The sequence below is a fragment of the Sorangium sp. So ce124 genome (assembly GCF_051525235.1).
GTDB lineage: Bacteria > Myxococcota_A > Polyangia > Polyangiales > Polyangiaceae > Sorangium > Sorangium atrum.
On the sequence record NZ_CP150312.1, the window covers coordinates 13,538,911 to 13,560,166 of the forward strand.

A 21,256-nucleotide genomic window follows, 5' to 3' on the forward strand; every position below is an offset into this window, starting at 1 on the left:
GTCCACAACTGGACCGACAAAAAGTAAGTGGGCCCGCCACACTCGCTTTCCGCTACCGTTGCTCCCTTCCGGGCCTGGCGGGGTTCACGGCGCGCTGTCGGCGGACCCATGAGGTCCCAGGCGCTTTCGCCTGATGCAGGGACTTCGTAGTCGAACCTCGTCCCCATGTCGAGCCCCTCGACGCGTGCGGCGGCGATTCGTGGGCCATGGCGTTCCGGCTTCCTGGCGAACGCAGCGCCGCCTACGCCACCCACGTCTCACGGCTACGTCTCTCTTGACGTCTCTGGTTCCCTCCTCGGAGCCATCGGGGGTGAGCGCGGTGCGAGTGAGGTGTGAGCGTGAGATGCGATCGAGGTGTGCAAAGGGTGGAGGTGTGAGCGCGGCGCGATGGATCGACCCGGTGCGGCATCGGCCGGGACTTGCCTCGTTCAGGAAGCCCCGTACGCTTGGAGGCGTCGTGGATCCGTTCGATTCCGAGGACGAGGGACGGGGCAGCCGGCTGACTCCGGTGCTTCTCTTCATCGGCTCCGCAGCGCTGGCAGCGGCCGCGCTCCGGTTCGCCTGGCAGCAGCCGGTGATCATGGGGGCGGTGCTCAGCGTCGTTCTCGCGTTCGGCGCGGCCCGCTGGCTCGCTCGCCGCAAGCTGCGCCGGCTGCTGCGCTCGGGCGATGTGGGCTCGGTGCTGCGGCGCTGGTCGTCGTCGCTTCACCGCGTCCCGCACCCCGCCACGATGGCTCCGCTCATGACGGCGACCGCGTTCGCGGCCTATGGCTGGGTCGAGAAGGCGCGCGCGGCGATGGCCGCCGCCGAGCGGGGGCCCGCGTGGGAAGCGGCCCTCGAGCACCGCCTCTTCCTCGACACGCTCCTCTGCACCTTCGAGGGCGATCGCGACACGGCGCTCGCGCAGGCGGGTCGCCTGGCGCGCCTCCCTCTCCCGGACATCAGCTCGCCATTCCGCAGCCGGGTGGTCACCTTGCGGTCGGCGGCCGGCGCGCTCGCCCGCGCCTTCGCCCACACGAGCGTGCCGGGCGACCGCGCGCTGCTGGAGCGCGCGAGCGAGGCCAGCCCGCTCGTCTTCTGGGCCATGCGCTACGCCGCGGCCGTCGTCGCCATCGACGAGGGCGAGCTCACCCGCGTCGAGGAGCTCCTCGCCGACGCGCCCTCCTGGCCCCAGGAGTCGACGTTCCGCGCCTTCCACGACGAGATCGCCGATCGCGCCGGCCTTCCCCGCCCGGCGAGCGCGTAGCGGGCTGGTCATCGCGCGCGCCGCTTCGCGCGGCGCCGACCGGGAACGCCGGTCCTTCCAAGGGCGCGCCGGCTTCGCGTTCGCGCCGGCTCAGCCCTGGAACAGCGTGCGGATGTAGCAGTACGCGCGCGCGCCGGGGGCTGCGCTGGCGGGGTCTTCCGGCGAGTCCGGCACGAACGCGCCGAGCGCGCCGAGCGCGCCGCCGAGGGTGAACGTGCGCAGCAGGATCCTCGCCTGCGTGCCCGCGAAGCACGGCTTGCGGTAGGCGATCTCCACCCTCCGGGCGAGCACCGCCGTGCTGTGGCCTTGCGCCGAGAGACGCCGCAGCGCGGCCTCCGCGAAGAGCCGCGGGTACACGAGCGAGTTCACGTGCTGGTTCCCGTCCGTGTGATCCAGGCCGAACGCCACGGGGATCGGATCCAGGGTCGGCTTCGCGTCGAGCGGCTCCGCGCCCTCGGGCAGGCCCATCAACGCCTCCGGCGAGCGAAAGTCGTAGCGCTCGGGCGGCACCGCCGGCAGATCCGGGGACTCGAAGCGCAGCACCTTGCGCGCCTCGGGCGCCGCGAAGGGCCGCGTGAAGACGTGCTCCGCGAACACGCGACCGACCTGGATCGGCTCGCCCGCGCCGGGCGGCGGCGGGCCGTAGGTCCGGCTGCGGCGCCCGCCGGCCGAGAGCCACATGGCGAGGATCAGCCGGTTCACCTGGGAGGTGGCGTCCTCCGTGTGCGCCAGCTGGTAGCGGCCCTGCAGCTGTAGCGCCTCCCGCGTCGCGATCGGCCCCTCTCCGCCCTCGATGATGAGGCGGGTGAGGATCGGGACGATCCCTTGCGTGCGGATGAGCGCCTCGACGGGGCTCGCCTGCAGCAGCTTCACCCAGACCGCGGGCCCGAGGCCGTGCGGCAGCGCGTCCAGCATCACCCGTCCGTTCTGGCTGACGTCCTCGAAGCGGAGGTGCATGACGGCGGTCGCCTGTTGCTGTTCGGGGACGCAAGGCTCGTCAGGGAAGTAATGCATGCCCCGTCTCCATAGCTGACGCCGCCGCGCGCCGCATGGGCCAGCGCCCGGGCGCCGCCATCGCCGGCCAGGCCGACGGCGCGCGTGCATGGTACGATCGCCGCGTGACGCTCCTGAAAATCGCCCACATCGGCAACCCCGTCCTCAGGCAGCGAGCGCGTGAGGTCACGCCAGGAGAGCTCTCCTCCCCTGCGATGCAGGCGTTCATCGACGACCTGGTGGAGACGATGCGCGACGCGAACGGCGCGGGCATCGCCGCCACTCAGGTCCATGCGCCGGTGCGCATCTTCGCGGTCGAGGTGCAGAACAACCCTCGTTACCCGTACAAGCCGAACATCCCGCTCACCGTCGTGGTCAATCCGGTGATCGAGCCGCTCACGCAGGAGACGTTCGAGAACTACGAAGGGTGCCTGAGCGTCCCCAACCTGAGGGGTGTTGTCGACCGCTATACGGAGATCCGGCTCACCGGCCTCGATCGCGACGGGAGGCCGATCGACCGCATCGTGCGCGGGCTGTCGGCGGGCACCTTCCAGCACGAGAAGGATCACGTCGACGGCGTGCTCTTCGTCGATCGCGTGAAGGATCCGCGGACGCTCTGCACCTGGGCGGAGTTCGACCGCTATCACAAGCAGCCCTTCGTCGAGCGCATCGTCCCGTTCATCCAGCGGATGGGCGGCTGATGTGCCTCGTCGCGCGCGCGGTGCGCGTGATCGCGTGGATCAGAGCGCTCGGCACGAGCTCGAGCGCCCTCGCGGACATGCGCTTCCGCTAGCGCCGGCCGCACGTCTCTCGCCCGCGCTGGCGGGGAGGGACGTGCGGCGTTTGCCGGCGGGGAGCGATCAGGAGCCGCCGCCGGTTCTTTCTTCGCGCTCGATCTGCTCCTGGTACGCGACGCTGTAGCGCGCCCATGGACGCAGCTTGAGGCGGCGGTAACCGATGGGCTCGCCGGTGCCCTCGCACATCCCGTAGCTCCCCTCCTTCATCTTGGCGAGAGCACGATCGATCTCGGCGAGCACGCGGACATCGCGCTCCAGGAGCTTCGACGTCAGCGACGTCGCGCCCTCGGCGTTGGCCTCGTCCATCTCGTCGCCCACCTCGCGCGAGATGTCGCGCTCTGCGTGCTGCCGCTCATCGATGTTGGCGACGAGGCTCGCCCGGCGCTCCTCGAGGGCCTGCCTGAGCTCGTCGAGCTGCTCCTGCGTGAGATCGGGCAGATCGGAGTCGTCCGTTTCGGGCGCCGCGCGGCGCACAGGCGGCCTCGGCATGGCGGCTGCCGTCGTGGCGGACGTCTCCGGCCGCGCCGGGTTCATTCCGTCGCGACTCGCACCTTCACGGTTGTTCATTGTTTCCTCTCATCTTTTCGGTGGCAATTCGCGTACCGATCTTGAACGTGGGCGGACGAAGCACGCGCGTGGCGCGGTGACCAGGGAACACGACCGAGCAGGAGCAGCCGCGCCAGGTTACTGGTTGTGTTGATAGCGCATCCACGAGCCTATGGCTTCGTGATGCCGGCCATTCGAAGCCCTGCCGCGACGAGCGCGCCGATGTCCTCGAGCACGGGCTTCGACACGTTGATCGAGATCTCGGCCCGCGGCGCGGCGCCGCCCTGCTGCTGGGTCGTGACGAACATCAGCCCTTCCCCTTTGTGGGGGAGCTTTGCCAGCGCTTCGCCGAAGATTCGAGCTTCCTGAGGCAGCGCCACCGGCGCCGCGCCGGGCTGATCCAGCGTCGAGAGCACGCTCTGAAACGTGCGGGTGATCGGGGCGAGCGTCGAGAATCCACCCCAGGCGAACTTCCCGGTCTTCAGCTTCTCGAGCCCGGGACGTGACGCGAGCGTCGCTGCGGTGGGCGCGCCCGCCTTCACCGTGGCGAGCCGCCTCAGCAGGTCGCCCTTGTCGTGTCCGAAGGCGATCCACGTCGCTTTCTCCTCACCCATGACGAGGAGGTGGAGCATCATCGTCAGCTTGGGCCTCTGCTTGCCCTTGGCGGCGGGGGTCGAGCCCGCGTCGCCGTCGAGCGGCGGGAGATCGCGGACGATCTGGATCTCGACGGCGAGCGACGTCTTCCCGAGCTCCTTCGGCGCCTGAACCGTCTTGACCGTCGGCAGATCCTTCGGATCGACGTCGATCTCCGGGAGCCGCTTGCGCAGCCCGGGCGTGTTGTAGGCGGTGACGGCGTTCTTCACGTACTTGATGAGCGCGTCGGGGGCCTCCTCGAACCCGAACAGGTTCCAGCCGACGAAGCCCCCCATCATCTTGTCGAGCGCCTCGTTCGGCGCCGGCTTCCCGGCCTGGGCAGCGGCGGGAGGCGCGTCGGGGTACCCGTGGGCGGAGACGCTCGGCCCCTGGTTGATCGGCAGCGAGAGGAGGTCCGCGAGCGCCTTGCGATCGGCGGGCTTGCCGATCTTCTCCTTCTCCAGCCACCCTTCGAGCATCTCGCGCAGCGTCTTCAGGATGCCGCCGTAGTGCGCCGGGTCGTAGCCGTGGTCGAAGAACGCGCCGGCGCTGTCCTTCGGCGCGCGCCAGTAGAGCTCCGGCGCGGCCCCGGCGCGCTTCGCCCTGTCGGCCATCGTCTTGGCGAGCCACGACGACTGGCCCCGGAGCTCCAGGGCAGCCGTGAGGTTCACGCAGGACTGGTTGTCGACCTGGAGATCGACGACCGCCTTGCTCGCGTCGTTGATGAGCGCCTCGAGCTCCTGCTGGACGCCGGTCGCCGCGTCGGTGAGCGCCCGGTCGAACTGGGGCTGCCCGATCGAGAGCTGGCTCTGCGCGAGGATCGGGAGCCCGCCGAGCTGCTGCTTCGCCATGCCGCCGAACTTCGTGCTGAGCGGGACGAAGCGGACCTCGCCGTGGAGATCGCGCGCCTCGGGCGCGAGCGTCGGCAGCGTGCGCGCGAGGTACGGCCCGAGCGTCGTCACGTCCCGGTCCCGATCGCCGCAGAGGAGCCGCGCGGGCGCCGAGCCGGCGGACGCGGCGAGGAAGCAGCTCGACGACGAGGGCTCCTTGCCGCCGATCTTCCACATGCCCGGCTTCACCTCGGTGAGGGACGCGCCCGCCTCGAGCGCGCCCTTCGCCCGCTCGAGCGACGTGAGCCCGAGCGACACGGCCGCCACGGGCTTGCCCCGCTTCGAGCTGTCATCGAGCGCGACGATCAGGTGCACCGGCGCGTCGAGCGCGAGCACCGCGGCGAGCTGGTCCGTGTTGATGGAAGGGCTCACGAGCTCGCTCAGCACACCCGAGGAGAACGCCTGCGCGCCCGTCTCCGCGAGCGCCGGAGGCAGCCCGGCGCACGTCGCGATGCTCGACAGCGTCGCCGCGGGGTTGCTCCAGCGGAGCACGCCCACGATGTCGGCCGGCTCGGCGACGGGGGATAGATCGAACGCCGGGCTGGCGGCGACCTGGGCAGGCCCGGCCTTGACCTCGCCTTGTCCTGCTGTCGGCGCGACGGGCGCGGGGGACGGCCCGCAGGCGAGGGAACCGGCCATCAGGACCAGGGGGGCGATCGGCAGGAGAGTTCGCATGAGCGCCGGTTATACGGCTCCCGGACATCCGAGTCGACGCCCAAGGAGCGCGCTGCGCAGGCGACGGCTGCATGCCCGCGTCCTGCGCGGAGGTCGACGTAAATGCGAACGAGCGTGGACGAATCCGCGCTCGTTGCGCTTGGCGCTTGGCGAACGAGCGCGGAGGGATCCGCGCTCGTTCGCCCACCGTCGAGGAGCGGGCTCCTCGCGGCGATCAGTTCGACTCTTCGAACTCCGCGTCGATGACCGAGTCCTTCCCCTTGCCGCCGGCGGGGGGCGGCTGCTGGCCTCCCGGCGCGCCGCCGGGCGCGGCGCCGCCGCCGTCCTGGGGCGGGCCGGCCTTCTCGTACATGACGCTCGCGATGCGGTGCGCTTCCTTCTCGAGCTTCTCCAGCGCCGCGCTCACGGCCGCGTCGTCCTGCTTCTCGATGGCCGACCGCCCCTCGGCGATGATCCCGTTCAGCGCCGAGACGTCGCCCTCCGGCAGCTTGTCCTTGTTCTCGCTGATCGTCTTCTCCAGCGTGTAGCAGAGGTTATCGAGCTTGTTGCGCCGCTCGATCTCCTCGCGCCGCCGCTTGTCCTCGGCCTCGTGCGTCGCCGCCTCGTTGACCATCCGGTTGATCTCGTCCTCCTTCAGGCCGCCCGACGCGGTGATCGTGATGCGCTGGTCCTTGCCGGTGGCCGTGTCCTTGGCGTGCACCGAGAGGATGCCGTTCGCGTCGATGTCGAACGTCACCTCGATCTTCGGCACGCCGCGGGGCGCCGGCATGATCCCTTCCAGGTGGAAGCGGCCCAGGGTCCGGTTGTAGCGGGCCTCGGTGCGCTCGCCCTGGAGCACGTGGACCTCGACGCTGGGCTGGCTGTCGGTCGCGGTCGAGAAGATCTCCTTCTTCTGCGTCGGGATCGTGGTGTTCCTCGAGATCATCACGGTCATCACGCCGCCGAGCGTCTCGACGCCGAGCGAGAGCGGCGTGACGTCGAGCAGCACGAGATCCTTCACGTCGCCCGAGAGCACGCCCGCCTGGACCGCGGCGCCGACGGCCACGACCTCGTCCGGGTTCACGCCCTTGTGGGGCTCCTTGCCGAAGAACTTCTTGACCGTCTCCTGGACGAGCGGGATGCGGGTCGAGCCGCCGACGAGGACGATCTCGTCGATCTGCTGCGGCGACTTCTTCGCGTCGGCGAGCGCCTTGCGGGTCGGCTCGAGCGTGCGGTCGATGAGCGGCCGGATCATCTGCTCGAGCTTCGCCCGGGTGAGCTGCTTCTGGAGGTGCTTCGGCCCCGAGGCGTCCGCGGTCAAGAACGGCAGGTTGATCGTCGTCTCCTGCACGTTCGAGAGCTCGATCTTCGCCTGCTCCGCGGCGTCCTTGAGCCGCTGCACGACCATCTTGTCGTTCGAGACGTCGATGCCGGTGTCCTTCTTGAACTCGGCCGCGAGCCAGTCCATCACGAGGTGGTCGACGTCGTCGCCGCCGAGGTGGGTGTCGCCGTTGGTCGAGATGACCTGCACGACGTTGTCGCCGACCTCGAGGATCGAGATGTCGAACGTGCCGCCGCCGAAGTCGTAGACGGCGATGACCTGCTCGTTCTTCTTGTCGAGCCCGTACGCGAGCGCGGCGGCCGTGGGCTCGTTGACGATGCGCTTCACGTCGAGCCCGGCGATGCGGCCCGCGTCCTTGGTCGCCTGGCGCTGCGAGTCGTTGAAGTACGCCGGCACGGTGATGACGGCCTCGGTCACCTTCTCGCCGAGGTAGTCCTCCGCTGCCTTCTTCAGCTTCTGAAGGACCTTCGCGGAGACCTCCGGGGGCGACATCTGCTTGCCGCGCACGGCGATCGAGGCGTCGCTGTTCTTGCCCTTGCTGACCGTGTACGGGACGCGCTTCGCCTCTTCCTGCACCTCCTCGAAGCGGCGCCCCATGAAGCGCTTGGCGGAGTAGATCGTGTTGGTGGGGTTCGTGACTGCCTGGCGCTTGGCGATCTGTCCGACGAGCACCTCGCCCTTGTCGTCCCAGGCCACGACGGACGGCGTGAGGCGCGAGCCCTCCTCATTCACGATGACCTTGGGCTCCTTGCCCTCCATCACCGCGACGACGCTGTTGGTCGTGCCGAGATCGATGCCGATGATCTTGCCCATGACGTTGAACCCTCCGAGAACTGTTTGCGCGACGGCCTGATGGCCACGGGGGGCGAGAAGACCCGACCGGCCAGCAGGGCTCAGCTGACAGCTGCCGCGAGCCACCGCTCCAGAGCCGTCAAAAACCGCTGGGAATCCGGATACTTTCGCCGAGTTTTCGCGAGCTCGCTGGCTCGCGACCGCGAAGCTAACCATGTGCGCCCGAGCGTCAACGCCGCCCCTAGCAATTGCCGTGCGCGCGGGCTGGGGCTGCCCGGACCTTGACCGGAGCCAGGTCGCGCCGCACCTAAGGTGTCCGCGCTTCGCTCCGCCAGCGTCTCGATCCGGGGGCCTCGCTCCTGGAAGCGCGGCGGGCTCGGCCGGCAGCGCCAGGGCCGCCTCGCTGCGCGTCCTCGCGAAAATCAGCGAAAATTCGCGCAACGTCGTGAACGTGAAAACGACGGCGAGCGGGCCGGACGAGAACCGGACGAGAGACAGAAGAGCGGGCGCGTCTGAGGGGCTTCTTGCGGTCCAAGACGCGCTGAGCTATAGGCGCCCTCCCTCGCAACACCCGAAGGACTCACCATGAAGCCCGGCATCCACCCCGAGTACAAGGCCTCCACGATCACCTGCGCGTGCGGCGCCGTCGTCGAGACCCGCTCCACCCGCGGCAGCTTCACCACCGACGTCTGCTCCGCCTGCCACCCGTTCTACACGGGCAAGCACAAGATCATGGACGTCGCCGGCCGCGTCGACCGCTTCCGCAAGAAGTACGCGACCGCAGGCAAGTAGCCGCGCCGATCGTCCCTCTCGCCCCGATATCCCTTCTTTTGCCGGATTCGCCCATCACGCCACGCCCGCCCGGGGCGTGGCGGATGGATGGGCTCGTCCCGAGCTCGCTCCCTGCGGGGCGTGAGCGGCCGAGACGTCGCGCGCCGCGGACGCGGGCGGACACGGATCGGACGCAGTCGGACGCAGATCGAACGCGGATCGAACGACGTCGGCACGTTCATCTGTGCGGCGCTGGTCGGTCGGGCCGATGCGCTGGCCGTGTTATGCGCTAGATTGGAACGCGTATGAGCGATCAGCCTGCACGTCCGTATATCGGCGGCCAAGCGGTCATCGAAGGGGTCATGATGCGGTCGCCGAGCTCGGTCGCGATCGTCTGCCGGCGCCGCTCGGGAGAGCTGGTCGTGCGCGAGCAGCCGATGACCGCCGTCTCGAAGGGGGCGCGCACCTGGCCGTTCGTGCGGGGGATCGCGACCCTCGTCGAGTCGCTCCGCCTGGGATCCCAGGCGCTCCGCTGGTCCGCGGACCTCTACGAGCAAGATCTCTCGGCCGAGGAGGCGGGCTCGGCCAAGGGGCCGGAGTCCAAGCGATCGAGCGCCGGGCAGACGGGCGGGGTGAACCTCACCTCCCTGGCGCTCAGCATGGCGGCGATCGCGGCGCAGGACGTGGAGCCCGCGCAGATCACGGGCAGCCCCGCGCCGGGCGGCCAGGGCGAGGGAAAGAAGCGGGGGGGAGGGATGGGCATGATCCCGATCCTCTTCGCGGTCCTGCTCTTCGTGGCGGCGCCCCAGGCCGGCGCCGAGCTGGTCAACAAGCTCCTGGGCCTCGGGCTCGAGGTCACGTCGCCGGCGTTCCAGGCCATCACCGGCGTGGCGAAGCTCGCCATCGTCGTCGGCTACCTCCTCCTGATCCGCCAGATCCCCGAGGTTCGACGCGTTTTCCAGTATCACGGCGCCGAGCACAAGGCGATCTCCACCTACGAGGCGCGCGAGGTCCTCGAGGTCGAGAACGCGCGCCGGAAGACGGCCATGCACCCCCGCTGCGGGACGACGTTCCTCGTCATGGTGGCGCTCGTGTCGATCGTGGTGTTCTCGGTGGCCGGGGCGTCCCTCGGGGCGCTCCTGCCCAAGCTGCCCGGCGGCCGGCTCGTCGAGAGCGTCACCTTCTTCCTGATGAAGCTGCCGTTCCTCCCGCTGATCGCCGCGGTCACCTTCGAGATCCAGCGGATCTTCGCGCGTTATTGCACCACCGGCCCGCTCCGCGTGCTGCTCTGGCCGGGGTTCCTGGTCCAGAAGATCACGACGGCGGAGCCCGACGATGCGCAGCTGGAGATCGCCCTCGCGTCGCTCCGTGCGACGCTCTGGCGCGAGGCCTCGGTGGCCGCTCCAGTCCAGCCCGATCGGGTGTTCGCCGACTACTCCAAGCTGCTGGCCGACCCCGGCTACGCAGGCGCCCACGGCTAGCGCGCGCCGGCTCCGCCGGGCCCCTCGCCGCCGTCCAACCCCGCGTCGTCTTCGGATTGCAGATGCTACCTATCGCGAAACTCGAGGCGGTTCAGCGCCGCTTTCAGGAACTCGAGCACCTCATGTGCAGCCCGGCGGTGCTCTCCGCGCCGGCCGAGCTCCAGCGGCTCAACCGCGAGCGGACCGAGATCGAGCCCGTGGTCGTCGCCTTCGCCCGGCTGCGGGACGTCGAGCGGCGCATCGCCGAGGATCGCGAGGCGCTGAGCGATCCCGACCTGTCCGAGCTCGCCCAGGCGGAGCTGCCCGAGCTCGAGCTCGAGCGCGAGCGGCTCGCCGCCGAGCTCGAGGTGCTCCTCCTGCCGAAGGACCCCAACGACACGCGAAACACCGTGATCGAGATCCGCAGCGGCGAGGGCGGCGAGGAGGCGGCGCTCTTCGCGGCCGATCTCTTCCGCATGCTCTGCCGCTACGCGGAGACGAAGCGGTGGAAGGTCGAGGTGCTCAACCTGAGCGAGGCCTCCGCAGGCGGCTACAAGGAGGTCGCGGCGCTGATCACGGGGCAGGACGTCTACTCCCACCTCCGGTATGAGGGCGGCGTCCACCGCGTTCAGCGGGTCCCCTCGACGGAGACGCAGGGGCGGATCCACACCTCGACCGCGACGGTCGCCGTGCTGCCCGAGGCCGACGAGGTCGATGTGCACATCGACGAGAAGGACCTGGAGATCTCGATCGCCGCGTCGGGCGGCCCCGGCGGCCAGGGCGTCAACACGACGAACAGCGCCGTGCAGCTCAAGCACCTGCCGACGGGCATGATCGTGAAGTGCCAGGATGAGCGCTCCCAGCTGAAGAACAAGGCGAAGGCGATGAAGGTGCTCCGGAGCCGGCTGCTCGAGCTCGAGCAGCGCCGGCAGGAGGAGGCCCAGAGCGCCGAGCGAAGGACCATGGTCGGCACGGGAGAGCGGGCGCAGAAGGTGCGGACCTACAACTTCCCGCAGAACCGCGTGACGGATCACCGGATCGGCCTGACGCTGCACAAGCTCGACAAGATCATCGAAGGGGATCTCGACGAGCTCATCGGCGCGCTGCGCACGCACCGCCAGGCGGAGCTCCTGCGGCGCGGCGGGCTCTCGGGGCCCGGCGCGCTGGAGCCCGCCACGTGATGGGGGCGCCGCCCATCGGCGCGCCGCCCATCGACGCGCCGGCCGTCGATCCGGAGGCGCTGCTCGTCGCGCTCGTGCTGGCGCCGTCGACCTTCTCGCGAAACCGCTTCTTCTCGCTGTACGCCGACCCGGAGGCGCGCCGTGTGCGGCGGCGGGCGGCGCTGCTCAGGAGCATCGTGCGGCAGCTGGTCGCGGGCGCGGACCGCGCCGGGCTCGCGCCCGCCGCGAGCGGCGGCGCGCTGCTCACCTACGACGTGCCGTCGCTCGGGTTGAAGCGCACCGCCGCGCTCGACGCCCTGGAACTCGCGGTGCTCCGCATCGCGGTCGCGCGCGGAGCGGTCCCTCGGGCCGAGCAGCCAGCAGGCGGGGACGCCGCGCCGAGCTCGGCGACAGGCGCCGCCTTGCCGCACGATCTCCTCCCCGAGCCGGCAGATTCGTCGCGGATCGAGCGCGTGCTCGCCCGGCTGCTGCCCGAGGGGAAGCACGGCGGAACGCTGGAGTCTCCCGGCGAGGGGGCGCCGGGAGAGCCGGACCCCGGGACCAGGGCGCTGCCGCGTGACCGGGCGCGGCGTGACTCGCAAGCACCCTAGGAGTAGGAGGCGGCCATGTGCATCTTCTGCAAGATCGCGAACAAGGAGATCCCGTCGAAGGTCGTGTTCGAGGACGAGCACGTCATCGCCTTCCACGACGTGAACCCGCAGGCGCCCACGCACGCGCTCGTCATCCCGAAGCGCCACATCGCGGGCATCGCCCAGGCCACGCCCGAGGACGAGGCCGTCCTCGGCCGGCTGCTCCTCGCAGCGCGGCGGGTGGCAGAGCTGACCGGCATCGCGGAGAGCGGCTTCAGGACCGTGGTGAACAGCGGCGCGAACGCCGGCCAGACGGTCTTCCACATCCACGTCCACGTGATGGGCGGGAGGCCGATGGCCTGGCCTCCCGGCTGAACGCCGCCCGCGCTGGCCGCGCTCCGAGCGAGCGCCGCGCGGGCCGCGCTCAGCGGACGTCGCGGGCGGCGCTCACCACCGCGTCGAGCCACGCCGCCTCGTCGTCGCGGAGCGACGGCTGCCGCGGCAGCGCGGTCGGCAGGGCGCGGGGCCGCGACGCGCCGTGGGCACGGAGGTGCGCGGACGTGACGGCGCCGACGCGCCCACCCACGCCGAGGAACAGCGCGAAGAGATCCGGGCCCACCGCGCGCCGCGGGGCGGGCCGCACCGCGAGCTCGGCGCCGGACGCGAGCCGCGCGGTGAACCCGGCGACGAGGTGATCGACCGGGTCGCTCCACGGATCCGGGGCGCCGGGGGCGCCCGCCGCGATCCACGCGTCGACCGTCAGCTCGGGCGAGGTCGCGCCGAAGTCGATCGCCAGCGTGAGGCCGCGCTGCTCGAGGGCGCGCTCGATCTCGCCGAGGCGAGCGGCGCCGGCGGCGTGCACGAGCATGGAGTCGCCGTCGAGCACCGGCGCAGCGGGCGGCGGCGGCAGCGGGCGGCGCGCGGCAGAGGAGCCCTCGCGCGGGAGCAGGTTGCCAGGGTTCATGACGCCCGCGGGGTCGAAGACGCCGCGGAGCGCATGGATGACGTCGGCGCCGAGGCCGAGCTCGGCGCCGAGCCGCGGCGCCTTGCTCCGGCCGACCCCGTGGTGATGCGAGAGCGTCCCGCCGGCGTCGATCGCGGCGTCGAGGGCCGCCCGCCAGGCCGCGTCGTACTTCGCCTCGGCCGCCGCGACGCTCGGCGCGCTGCCAGCGAAGGTGAAGTAGATGCTGCAGCCGTCCGGGTACGCGTGGGACAGGTGAGCCATCACGAACACGTGGCGCCCGAGCGCGCCGCGCACCGCGCGGTAGAGCCCGTCAAGGCGCGACCAGGGCGCGGCGACCTCCATGGTGTCGCTGAAGGCGCCGGCCATGAACACGGGCGCCTGGCGGTAGCTCACGCTGTAGCGGTGCGCGAGCCAGTGGCGCGCGGGCTCCTCGCCGAGCGGCCTGGCCCCGCCTCGCTCCGCGATCGCCGCGGCGCGGGCGAGGTCGTCCGCGCTCGCGCGCGCCGTGCCCTCGAAGATGAGGATGAGCGTCGCGCCGCGGAGCACGCGCGACCCGACGCCGTCGACGATCTGGTTGAGGAGCCCCGGCGCGCGCAGCAGGCCGCGAAGCACCGCGGCGCCGGCCCCGGGGCCGCGCGCGCCGCGCCCCCGCGCGGCCGCCCCCTCGGAGGATTCGTCGGCTGCGCCGGCGTGGGCGCGCTGCCGGCGCACGGCGCCGAGCCGGGCCATGAAGGAGTCGAACGGGTCATAGAGCCGCGAGACCGCCGGGCGGAGGCCGGCCTGGAACATCGCCCGCATCGCGTCCCATCCGGCCTCGACGCTGGGGAACGAGAACGCGGCGAAGGCGCGCGCCGGCGGCGCCGGGTGCAGCCGGAGCGTCGCGGCGGTGACCACGCCGAGCACGCCCTCGCTGCCGATGAGGAGCGGCGTGAGATCCGGGCCTCGCGCGCGCCGATCGAAGCGGACGATCTCGCCGCGGCCGACGACGCACTCGAGCGACGCGACCATGTCCTCGATCTTGCCGTAGAGCCCGGAGCACTGGCCGGCGCTGCGCGCCGCGACCCAGCCCCCCACGGTCGAGCAGAGGATCGACGACGGGAAATGGCCGAGCGTGAAGCCCTCGGCGTTGAGCTCCTCCTCGAAGCGGATGCCGAGCGCGCCGGCCTCGACCTCGACCGACGGGGCCTCACGATCGAGCGAGCGGCGGCGGGAGAGCCGCTTGAGGTCGAGCACGACCGTGCGCTCGTCCGGCAAGACGCCGCCGCACACGCCCGAGCCCGCCCCGAAGGGCACCAGCGGGAGCCCCTCGTCCGCGCAGAAGCGCACCACCTGGGCGACCTCCTCCGTGGAGGACGGCCAGACGATCATCCCGGGCCGGTGCTCGGCGATGCGGCCCTCCGTCACCGCGAGGTGGTGCCGCGGCCAGAGATCGCGGGCGTAGGCGATCTGATCGACGGGGGAGGCGCTGCGCGGGATCCCCGGCAACGCGCGCGCGATCGCGGCCTCGAAGCTCATTCGCGGGGAGCCCTAGCGCCTCAGCTCCGCTCGGCAAGCACGATGAGCCGCGGCGACTCGGAGCCGAAGAAGACGCCGGGGTGCGCAGGGTGCCCGGTCACCTCGGTGACCTTGAAGCCCGCTTCATGGAGCACCTTGCCGAGCTCGTGCAGCCCGTAGATGCGGAGCGAGTAGTCGAGCTCGCGCGAGCGGCCGTCCTCGAACATGACGGTGCGCTTCACCTTGAGCCTGCTCGTGAAGAAATCCACGTGCATCTCATCCATGCAGACGCAGCCGTCCCCCTCGAACCAGACGAGGCTCGGCTGGCGGGACGCCACATAGTCGCGGTTGACGATGTCGAGCAGGAGCATTCCGCCGGGGCGGAGGGCGCGGCGGATGCGGGCGAGGACATCCGCGTTCTTCTCGTCGTCGAAGTAGCCGAAGCTCGTCGACCAGCAGTAGACGCCGTCGAAGGTCTCCTCGAACGTCATCTCCCGCATGTCGCCCTGGAGGAAGTTCAGCTTCTGGCCGCGGTCCTGCGCTTCGTCGGCGGCGCGGGCGAGCATGGCGAGCGACAGGTCGTAGCCGACCACGCTGTAGCCGCGGCTGGCGATCTCGATCGCGTGGCCGCCTGCGCCGCACGCGAGATCGAGGATCACCGCGCCCTTCTCGACGCCGAGCCGCTCCTCGATGAAATCGACCTCGCGGCGAACCACCTTGCTGTCGATCTTGTCGAGCGTGCGCAGGAAGTCGTCGCCGAAGAGCTCTTCCCACCACGGGCGCTTCCGGCGCGCGGCGGGCTCGGTCGAGGGGCCGGAGTCGTGCTCGACCTGCTTCGCCGCGGGCGCCGCCGCGGGAGCGGCAGGCCGCGCGGCCGCGGACGGCTCGCTGGGAGACGGGGGCGCCGACACGGGCGGCGCCGATACGGGCGGCGGCGGCACCGAGCTCGTGAACGTCGCGAGATCCGGCGACGCCAGCGCCTGCGCGCGCGGGCGCCGCGGCGGCAAGGGAGGCGGCGGCGGCTTCTTGGGTTGCGCGGCGTGCGGGTCGGTCTGCGCGGCCGAGCTCGCGTCGGCCAGCTCGGCCTCGCGCTCGGGCTCGACCTCCTCCAGCTCGACCTCGGTGCTCTTCGGCGGCACGGTGATGCGCGTCGGATCGCCCTGCCCCTGCTGGCGTTCGCCTCCTCCGGGAGGAGCGTCCGATAGCAGGGCCTTCGCCTCGTTGACGGGCTCGGACTCGGGCTCGACCTCCGCGACCTCGTCCGCGCCCGCTCCCAGCGGCCAGTCCAAGGGGCGCGCGTCGATCTCCGGCGCCGAGGCCTGCCTCCTGGGCCGCCTTCGAGGCTCCGGCTGGACGGCGTCGAAGGCGGCGTCGCGCGCCGTCGGCGGGCCCTCGGAGAGGCCTTCCTGGAACGACTCGAGGCCCATCCCGGTCGGGGCCTCGTCCGGCTGGATCCTGAACTGGAGCGGCGGCCACTCGTGCTCCGCCGGATCGGTCAAGAGCGGCGGTCTGGCGGGCTCGGCGACCGAGGTGATCGGCGGCACCGGCGGCAGGTCCGACTCGATGCTGACGATCTGCAGCGGCCGGATCACCGCCACCGAATCGGGATCGATGATGAGCCCACTCGGCGCCGGCATCGGCGGCAGGCTCGAGGATTTCGGTGACGGGCGCGGGACGGCACGGGGGGCGACCAGCTCCGCCAGGTTCGTCGCCGTCGCCGTCGCAGCCGCCGGCTTGCTGGCGGGCCTGGGGCCATCGAGCGCGGGCTCGCTGGGATGCCTGGGCGTCTCGAGCGTCGGGTAGCTGGGCCGCCTCTCGGAGGCGCTCGGCCACCCGTCGTCGTCCGCGTCGTCGAGCGCGCGCGAGCGCGGCGTCGCGGAATCCTCCGGCACGGTGGCGCGGTCCTGCGTGGCGACCTGATCGTCGGCCTGCTGCGCTGCGTCTCCGGACACGTTCACGAGCCGCCGCGAGCGCCGCCGCCCGGTCTTCGCGCCCTCGCCGCGCTCCACTTCCGCGGCCCGCTCCACCTCCGCAGCCAGCGATTGCCAGGACCGCCTGGAGCTGGGGTTCGTCGGTAGGGGAGCGCCGTGCCGCGAGCGCTCCGTGGGGGGGCCGGCGATCCGCGGGTCGAGATCGAGATCCGGGATCTCCGCGATCTGCCCGCCGGAGCTCCCGTCCGCGATGCCCGCGATGACGTCGAGGCGCGGCAGCGGCAGCGGGGTCGTCGTCGCGAGCTGCGGGCGCACGCTGGGGGCGCGCTCGGGCCGCGGAGCGGACGATCGCGCGGGGAGCGAGCCCTGCTCTCCCTGCGGCGGCGGTGCGGCCGCGTTCCCTGCCTCGCCCGGCAGCGGCGCGCCGGGCTCTCCGGAGGCGCCGCCTTCCTGGGCGGGCGTAGCCAGGGGGTTGCGCGGCCGCTCGCTCGTCATCGCTGGTCCCCTCCGCCCAGCGGCTCGCCGTAGAGGATCGGCCCAGGAGCCCTGCTCCAGGGGGGCGCTACCCCGCGCTCCACGAACATGACCGCGGTGGATCCGAGGTGGAACTTGCCGATCTCCTCGCCGGCCGCGACCGGAAGGGCCGGCGAGATCGTGTGCAGGCCGAGCGGCACGTCGCGCGCGTCGACGGCGCTCACCGTGATCCGTCCGACGATCATCGCGCCCACCATCACCACCGTAACGCGGCCCTGCCGCTCCGTGTCGATCACGATCGCGACGCGCCGGTTGCGCGCGAAGAGGCCAGGGACGTGGCGCTCGCCGATCGCGTTCACCGGGAACAGCTCCCCCGGCATCGAGCGGATGAGGCTCACCTGCCCGGCGACGGGCGAATGGACCCGGTGGTAGTCGCGGGGCGACAGGTAGACGATCGCGAACTGCCCGCCGTCATAACGCGTGGCTTCCGCGGGGTCGCCCACGAGGTCTTCCACGCGGTAGGGCTGCCCCTTGATGGTCAGCCGCCCGCCGTCGGTCACGGGGCCGAGCGCTTCGACCCGTCCGTCGGCAGGGCTGGTGATGGCTCCGGGATCGGAGCAGACAGGGCGCATCCCCTCGCGGAGCTTGCGCGTGAAGAACGCGTCGAAGCTCTCGTAAGGGCTCGTCAGCACCTCGGCCGCGTCCATGTCGACGCGGTACGCGCGCGCGTAGAGCCTCACCACCGTGTTCAAGACGGCGGCGGGTGCCCTGGCGTCGCAGAGGCGGCCAACGGCCCGGGTAATGCGCTCTCGCGGAAGCACCCGCAACAGCTGTGCGGCGGCGTAGGTGGCAACGGTCATTGTGCGGAGCAGCGGTAACGATGCGGGAAAGAGAGCGGTGCAGGAATGCTAGGCCTCAGGAAGGACCTTGGTCAACGCTCGGGTCAGACGAACCTTCCAGCGTCGGCGCGATCCCCAGCCAGCGAGGGAGCTCAGCCTTGACGCGACGCACAGCGCGATCCGAGGCGCGACGCCAGGCCCGTCCCCCGCGCCCCACGTTTCTCCACGTCGCTGCGAGCGCGTCAATCGCGAAGCGCCGCTCCGCGCAAATGGTGGGGGCGCGAGAGCCCGCCGGCCGCCCGTCGGCGCGCTCCATTCTGAAGCGGCGATCCGGACCTCGCGCTGCAACTTCGATCGACCTCCGCGGGCGCAGCAGAAAAGCGGAGCGGTTTCAAGGGCCTACGTCCTGGCACGCCGCTCGCTGAAGAGGGCCGTGGAGGCTCGCAACAACGATGGAGATCAAGTTCTGGGGAGTTCGCGGGAGCATCGCTTCGCCTGGGCCGGAGACGGCTGCGGTGGGCGGAAACACAAGCTGCGTGGAGGTTCGCTGCGGCTCGTCGCGGATCATCCTCGATGCAGGGACGGGCGTACGCAAGCTCGGAGATGCCCTGCTCCGGGAGGGACCGGTCGAGGCAACGGTGCTGCTGTCGCACCTGCACTGGGACCACATCCAGGGCCTGCCGTTCTTCGTGCCGGCGTACCTGCCGAGCTCGCGGCTGTCGATCGTGGGCAGCGCGCACGGGATCGGGAGCCTCCGAGAGGTGCTCTCGACGCAGATGGCCGCGCCGAGCTTCCCCGTCCGCATGGACGAGCTCGGAGCGCAGATCGCCGTGCGGGAGGCGCGGCCGGGCGAGGCGTTCGACGTGGGCGAGGTCCACGTGCGGATCGCCAAGCTCAACCACCCAGGCGGCGTCCTCGCCTACCGCGTCGAGCACGAGGGCCGCAGCGTCGTCTACGCGACCGACACCGAGCACTACGCCTGCGTCGATCCGGCGCTGCGCACGCTCGCGGACGGCGCCGACGTGCTCATCTATGACGCGCAGTACACCCCGGAGGAGTACCGCGGCGACGGCGGGCGCTCGAAGGTCGGGTGGGGGCACTCGACGTACGTCGCGGGCGCGGAGATCGCGCGGGCGTGCGGCGCGCGGAAGCTCATCCTGTTCCACCACGACCCGCAGCGGACGGACGCCGGCGTCGCGGAGATCGAGCGCCTCTCCCGCGAGCTCTTCCCTGCCTCGGTCGCCGCGCGCGAGGGGCTCTGCATCCACGTCGAGGCCCTCGCGCGGGCCGCGTGATGACGCGGATGACGACAAGCGCGGCGCCCTCTATGCTGGACACTGCTCCGCTATCCATGTCGCGCCTCTCGCTGCTCGTCGATCTCGCCTCCCTCCTCGCCCGGGAGGTCGACTTCGACGCCCTCCTCGGCACGGCGTGCGAGCGGCTCGCGAAGGCGCTCCGCGCCGACCGGGCGACGATCTGGCTCGTCGACGCCGAGCGCGGCGACCTCGTGACGCGCGTCGCCCTGCTGCCCGAGCTCCCCTCGCTCAGGCAGCCGCTCGAGCGCGGCATCGCCGGGCACGTGGCCACGACCGGACAGGTCGTGCGCGTCGACGACGCCTCGCGCGACCCGCGCTTCGATCCGTCGGCGGACCGGGCGACGGGCTACACGACGCGCTCGATGCTCGTCGCGCCCATCCGCGAGGACGGCGCCGCGCCGGTCCGCGGCGTCGTCCAGCTGCTGAACCGCGCAGGCGCGCCCTTCGACGACGAGGATCAGCGCTACCTCGTCGCGCTCGCGACGCAGCTCGCCCGCGCCCTCTCGCTGACGACGCTCCGCGCTGCCGAGGGCGGCGGCCCGGGGGTCGTGCTGCAGGGGCCGTTCAACCGGATCGTCGGCCGGAGCGAGCGGCTGGCCGCCGTGTACGAGAAGGTCCAGCTCGCGGCCCAGACCGACGCGACCGTGCTCCTCCGCGGGGAGACGGGCACGGGCAAGAGCCTGTTCGCCCGGGCGATCCACGTCAACTCGAGGCGCCAGACGAAGCCGTTCGTCACCGTCGACTGCACGACGCTGCCGGCGCAGCTCGTCGAGAGCGAGCTCTTCGGCCACGAGCGGGGGGCGTTCACCGGCGCGGACCGGCGCGTGCCGGGCAAGGTGGAGCTCGCCGAGGGCGGCACGCTGTTCCTCGACGAGCTCGGGGACCTGCCGCTCGACATCCAGGGCAAGCTCCTCCGCTTCCTGCAGGACCGCTCCTTCGAGCGCGTCGGCGGTCGCCAGTCGCTCCGCGCCGACGTGCGCGTCGTGTGCGCCACGCACTGCGACCTCGAGCGCGCGGTCGCCGAGGGGCGCTTCCGGAAGGACCTCTACTACCGCGCGCGCGTCGTCGAGATCGATCTGCCGGCCCTGCGCGAGCGCGGCCCCGAGGACATCGAGACGCTGGCCCGGCACTTCGCGGACGTCTACGCGACGAGGTACGGAAGGCCGTCGCCGCGCTTCGATCCGGACGCGCTCCGCCACATCCGCGCTCATACGTGGCCAGGCAACGTGCGCGAGCTCGAGCACTGGGTCGAGAGCGCCATCGCCCTCGCGCCGGACGGCCGCATCTCCGCGGGGCACCTCCCGACGCGGCGGGGCGAAGGCGCCCCGCCGCACGCCGCCGCCGCGCCCGAGGGCGACGCGCGGGTCGCGCTGCCGCTCGGGCTCACCCTCGACGAGGTGACGCGGCGCTACGTCGAGGCGATGGTCCGGGCGTGCGAGGGGAACAAGACGGAAGCGGCGAAGCGGCTCGGCGTCGGCAGGAACACCCTGGCGCGCGCGCTCCGCGCGAAGCACTGAGGCCGCGCGGGGCACGCGACCTCCTCCGGCCCGGCGCCTGAGCCGCGCGAGGCCCGCAGATTCGCGCGCCGCAGGGCGCAGGCGCGACGCGCTTCACCCCGGGTCACCCCGGGTCCACCGGGAACGTCAGGCCGATCCCGGCGATCGCCGCGACGGCCGAGGTCTTCCACCTCGCGGCCGGGCCGGCCGAGAGCTGAGGGCGCGCCATGACGATGTGCAGCTCGAGGAAGCTGCGCAGCTGGAGGTACCGCGCGACGCGCCACTCGGCGCCGCCGCGCGCGCCGGAGGTGAGCAGCCAGAGGACGCCGTCTTCCGCCTGGGTGATGCTCTCTGCGGTGGGCGCGCGGACAGCGCCGAGCTGGAAGACGTTGCACAGGAAGACGCCGTCCCGGTGCCTGCAGAGCGACATGACCCCCAGCCCGGCGCTGATGCGCCGCGGCCCGGCGCTCGGCAGATCGCTCGGAGCGCTGCCCAGCGCGACGATCGCCCGCGCCTCGAGCGACACGGACAGGTCGGACCAGCGGAGAGCGACGGCGGGCGAGAGGCCGACGCCTGCCGTGGGGGTCAGGCCAAACGCCAGCACGGAGGACGCGCTGAGCTCGCCGTGGACACGCGACTGCGGCGCGCGCTGCGCGCCGTGGGCGTAGGCCGGGGCCGGCAGGGCGAGGCCCAGCGCGATCATCAAGGGGATGCGACCAGGGTTCGGCATCCCGCGCACCGTAGGAGCGCGCTCCGGCGCGACGGAATCCGGAGCGGGCGCGCTCACGCACAAACCGCCGCTCGCGCGCCATTGCGTTGAGCGGCGCTATTTCCTCGTCTCGCCGTCTTTTTTTGGATCTCGGATGCG

17 protein-coding genes and 1 other RNA gene are annotated in these 21,256 nt (G+C 71.9%); 9 read left to right on the forward strand and 9 right to left on the reverse strand.

What is annotated here, in order from left to right:
* Positions 1-22 precede the first annotated feature (22 nt).
* Positions 23-112, reverse strand: an RNA gene (gene ffs / locus WMF19_RS50795) — signal recognition particle sRNA small type.
* Between the two features lie 345 nt (positions 113-457).
* On the opposite strand from ffs, the gene WMF19_RS50800 reads away from it, so the two are divergent.
* Positions 458-1,246 carry a hypothetical protein gene (locus tag WMF19_RS50800; RefSeq protein ID WP_272096757.1) on the forward strand — a complete coding sequence of 263 codons (789 nt, stop codon included), beginning with the start codon at positions 458-460 and terminating at the stop codon, positions 1,244-1,246.
* Positions 1,247-1,336: 90 nt separating this feature from the next.
* Here the strand turns inward: WMF19_RS50800 and WMF19_RS50805 are convergent, their stop codons facing one another.
* Positions 1,337-2,260 (reverse strand): hypothetical protein, encoded by a 924-nt coding sequence (locus WMF19_RS50805; RefSeq protein ID WP_437896957.1) that lies wholly within the window; start codon positions 2,258-2,260, stop codon positions 1,337-1,339.
* A 104-nt stretch (positions 2,261-2,364) separates the two neighbouring features.
* Here WMF19_RS50805 and def point away from each other — a divergent pair, with 104 nt between their 5' ends.
* Entirely contained in the window at positions 2,365-2,940 is a 576-nt protein-coding gene (gene def / locus WMF19_RS50810) for a peptide deformylase (protein WP_437326621.1), read from the forward strand.
* 159 nt (positions 2,941-3,099) lie between these two features.
* On the opposite strand, the gene WMF19_RS50815 is transcribed toward def, so the two are convergent.
* The 3 genes from WMF19_RS50815 to dnaK all read right to left on the reverse strand — a co-directional run bounded on the left by WMF19_RS50815 (position 3,100) and on the right by dnaK (position 7,914).
* Positions 3,100-3,525, reverse strand: a complete 426-nt coding sequence (locus WMF19_RS50815; RefSeq protein WP_437326622.1) for a TraR/DksA family transcriptional regulator — start codon at positions 3,523-3,525, stop codon at positions 3,100-3,102.
* A 227-nt stretch (positions 3,526-3,752) separates the two neighbouring features.
* Positions 3,753-5,780: a hypothetical protein gene (locus WMF19_RS50820; RefSeq protein WP_437896958.1), complete on the reverse strand. Its 2,028-nt coding sequence runs from the start codon at positions 5,778-5,780 to the stop codon at positions 3,753-3,755.
* Positions 5,781-5,994: 214 nt separating this feature from the next.
* Positions 5,995-7,914 (reverse strand): molecular chaperone DnaK, encoded by a 1,920-nt coding sequence (gene dnaK, locus WMF19_RS50825; protein WP_437896959.1) that lies wholly within the window; start codon positions 7,912-7,914, stop codon positions 5,995-5,997.
* A 564-nt stretch (positions 7,915-8,478) separates the two neighbouring features.
* Here dnaK and rpmE point away from each other — a divergent pair.
* The 5 genes from rpmE to WMF19_RS50850 all read left to right on the forward strand — a co-directional run bounded on the left by rpmE (position 8,479) and on the right by WMF19_RS50850 (position 12,249).
* Complete coding sequence (rpmE, locus tag WMF19_RS50830; RefSeq protein WP_012241637.1) at positions 8,479-8,685, forward strand: 50S ribosomal protein L31; 207 nt, start codon at positions 8,479-8,481, stop codon at positions 8,683-8,685.
* Positions 8,686-9,026: 341 nt separating this feature from the next.
* A complete protein-coding gene (locus WMF19_RS50835) occupies positions 9,027-10,145 on the forward strand; it encodes a DUF1385 domain-containing protein (protein ID WP_437896960.1) in 1,119 nt (372 codons plus the stop codon).
* A gap of 62 nt (positions 10,146-10,207) precedes the next feature.
* Positions 10,208-11,305 carry a peptide chain release factor 1 gene (prfA, locus tag WMF19_RS50840; protein WP_437326626.1) on the forward strand — a complete coding sequence of 366 codons (1,098 nt, stop codon included), beginning with the start codon at positions 10,208-10,210 and terminating at the stop codon, positions 11,303-11,305.
* Positions 11,305-11,895: a hypothetical protein gene (locus WMF19_RS50845; protein WP_437901773.1), complete on the forward strand. Its 591-nt coding sequence runs from the start codon at positions 11,305-11,307 to the stop codon at positions 11,893-11,895. The genes prfA and WMF19_RS50845 overlap by 1 nt, the downstream gene beginning before the upstream one ends.
* A 15-nt stretch (positions 11,896-11,910) precedes the next feature.
* A complete protein-coding gene (locus WMF19_RS50850; protein WP_012241641.1) occupies positions 11,911-12,249 on the forward strand; it encodes a histidine triad nucleotide-binding protein in 339 nt (112 codons plus the stop codon).
* Between the two features lie 49 nt (positions 12,250-12,298).
* Here WMF19_RS50850 and WMF19_RS50855 read toward each other — a convergent pair whose 3' ends face one another.
* Genes WMF19_RS50855 through asd form a run of 3 tightly spaced genes read right to left on the reverse strand, consistent with a single transcriptional unit; the run spans position 12,299 to position 17,477 of the window.
* Positions 12,299-14,353: an FAD-binding protein gene (locus WMF19_RS50855; protein ID WP_437896961.1), complete on the reverse strand. Its 2,055-nt coding sequence runs from the start codon at positions 14,351-14,353 to the stop codon at positions 12,299-12,301.
* A 20-nt stretch (positions 14,354-14,373) separates the two neighbouring features.
* The gene (locus tag WMF19_RS50860) at positions 14,374-16,758 is read right to left on the reverse strand and encodes a methyltransferase domain-containing protein (protein WP_437896962.1); all 2,385 of its coding nucleotides are present in this window, start codon (positions 16,756-16,758) and stop codon (positions 14,374-14,376) included.
* Entirely contained in the window at positions 16,755-17,477 is a 723-nt protein-coding gene (asd, locus tag WMF19_RS50865) for an archaetidylserine decarboxylase (RefSeq protein ID WP_437797688.1), read from the reverse strand. The genes WMF19_RS50860 and asd overlap by 4 nt, the downstream gene beginning before the upstream one ends.
* Before the next feature lie 551 nt (positions 17,478-18,028).
* Here asd and WMF19_RS50870 point away from each other — a divergent pair.
* A complete protein-coding gene (locus WMF19_RS50870; protein ID WP_437896963.1) occupies positions 18,029-18,871 on the forward strand; it encodes an MBL fold metallo-hydrolase in 843 nt (280 codons plus the stop codon).
* Between the two features lie 32 nt (positions 18,872-18,903).
* Positions 18,904-20,409 (forward strand): sigma-54-dependent Fis family transcriptional regulator, encoded by a 1,506-nt coding sequence (locus tag WMF19_RS50875; RefSeq protein WP_437797690.1) that lies wholly within the window; start codon positions 18,904-18,906, stop codon positions 20,407-20,409.
* A 103-nt stretch (positions 20,410-20,512) separates the two neighbouring features.
* Here the strand turns inward: WMF19_RS50875 and WMF19_RS50880 are convergent, their stop codons facing one another.
* Positions 20,513-21,118, reverse strand: a complete 606-nt coding sequence (locus WMF19_RS50880; protein WP_437896964.1) for a hypothetical protein — start codon at positions 21,116-21,118, stop codon at positions 20,513-20,515.
* Positions 21,119-21,256 lie beyond the last annotated feature (138 nt).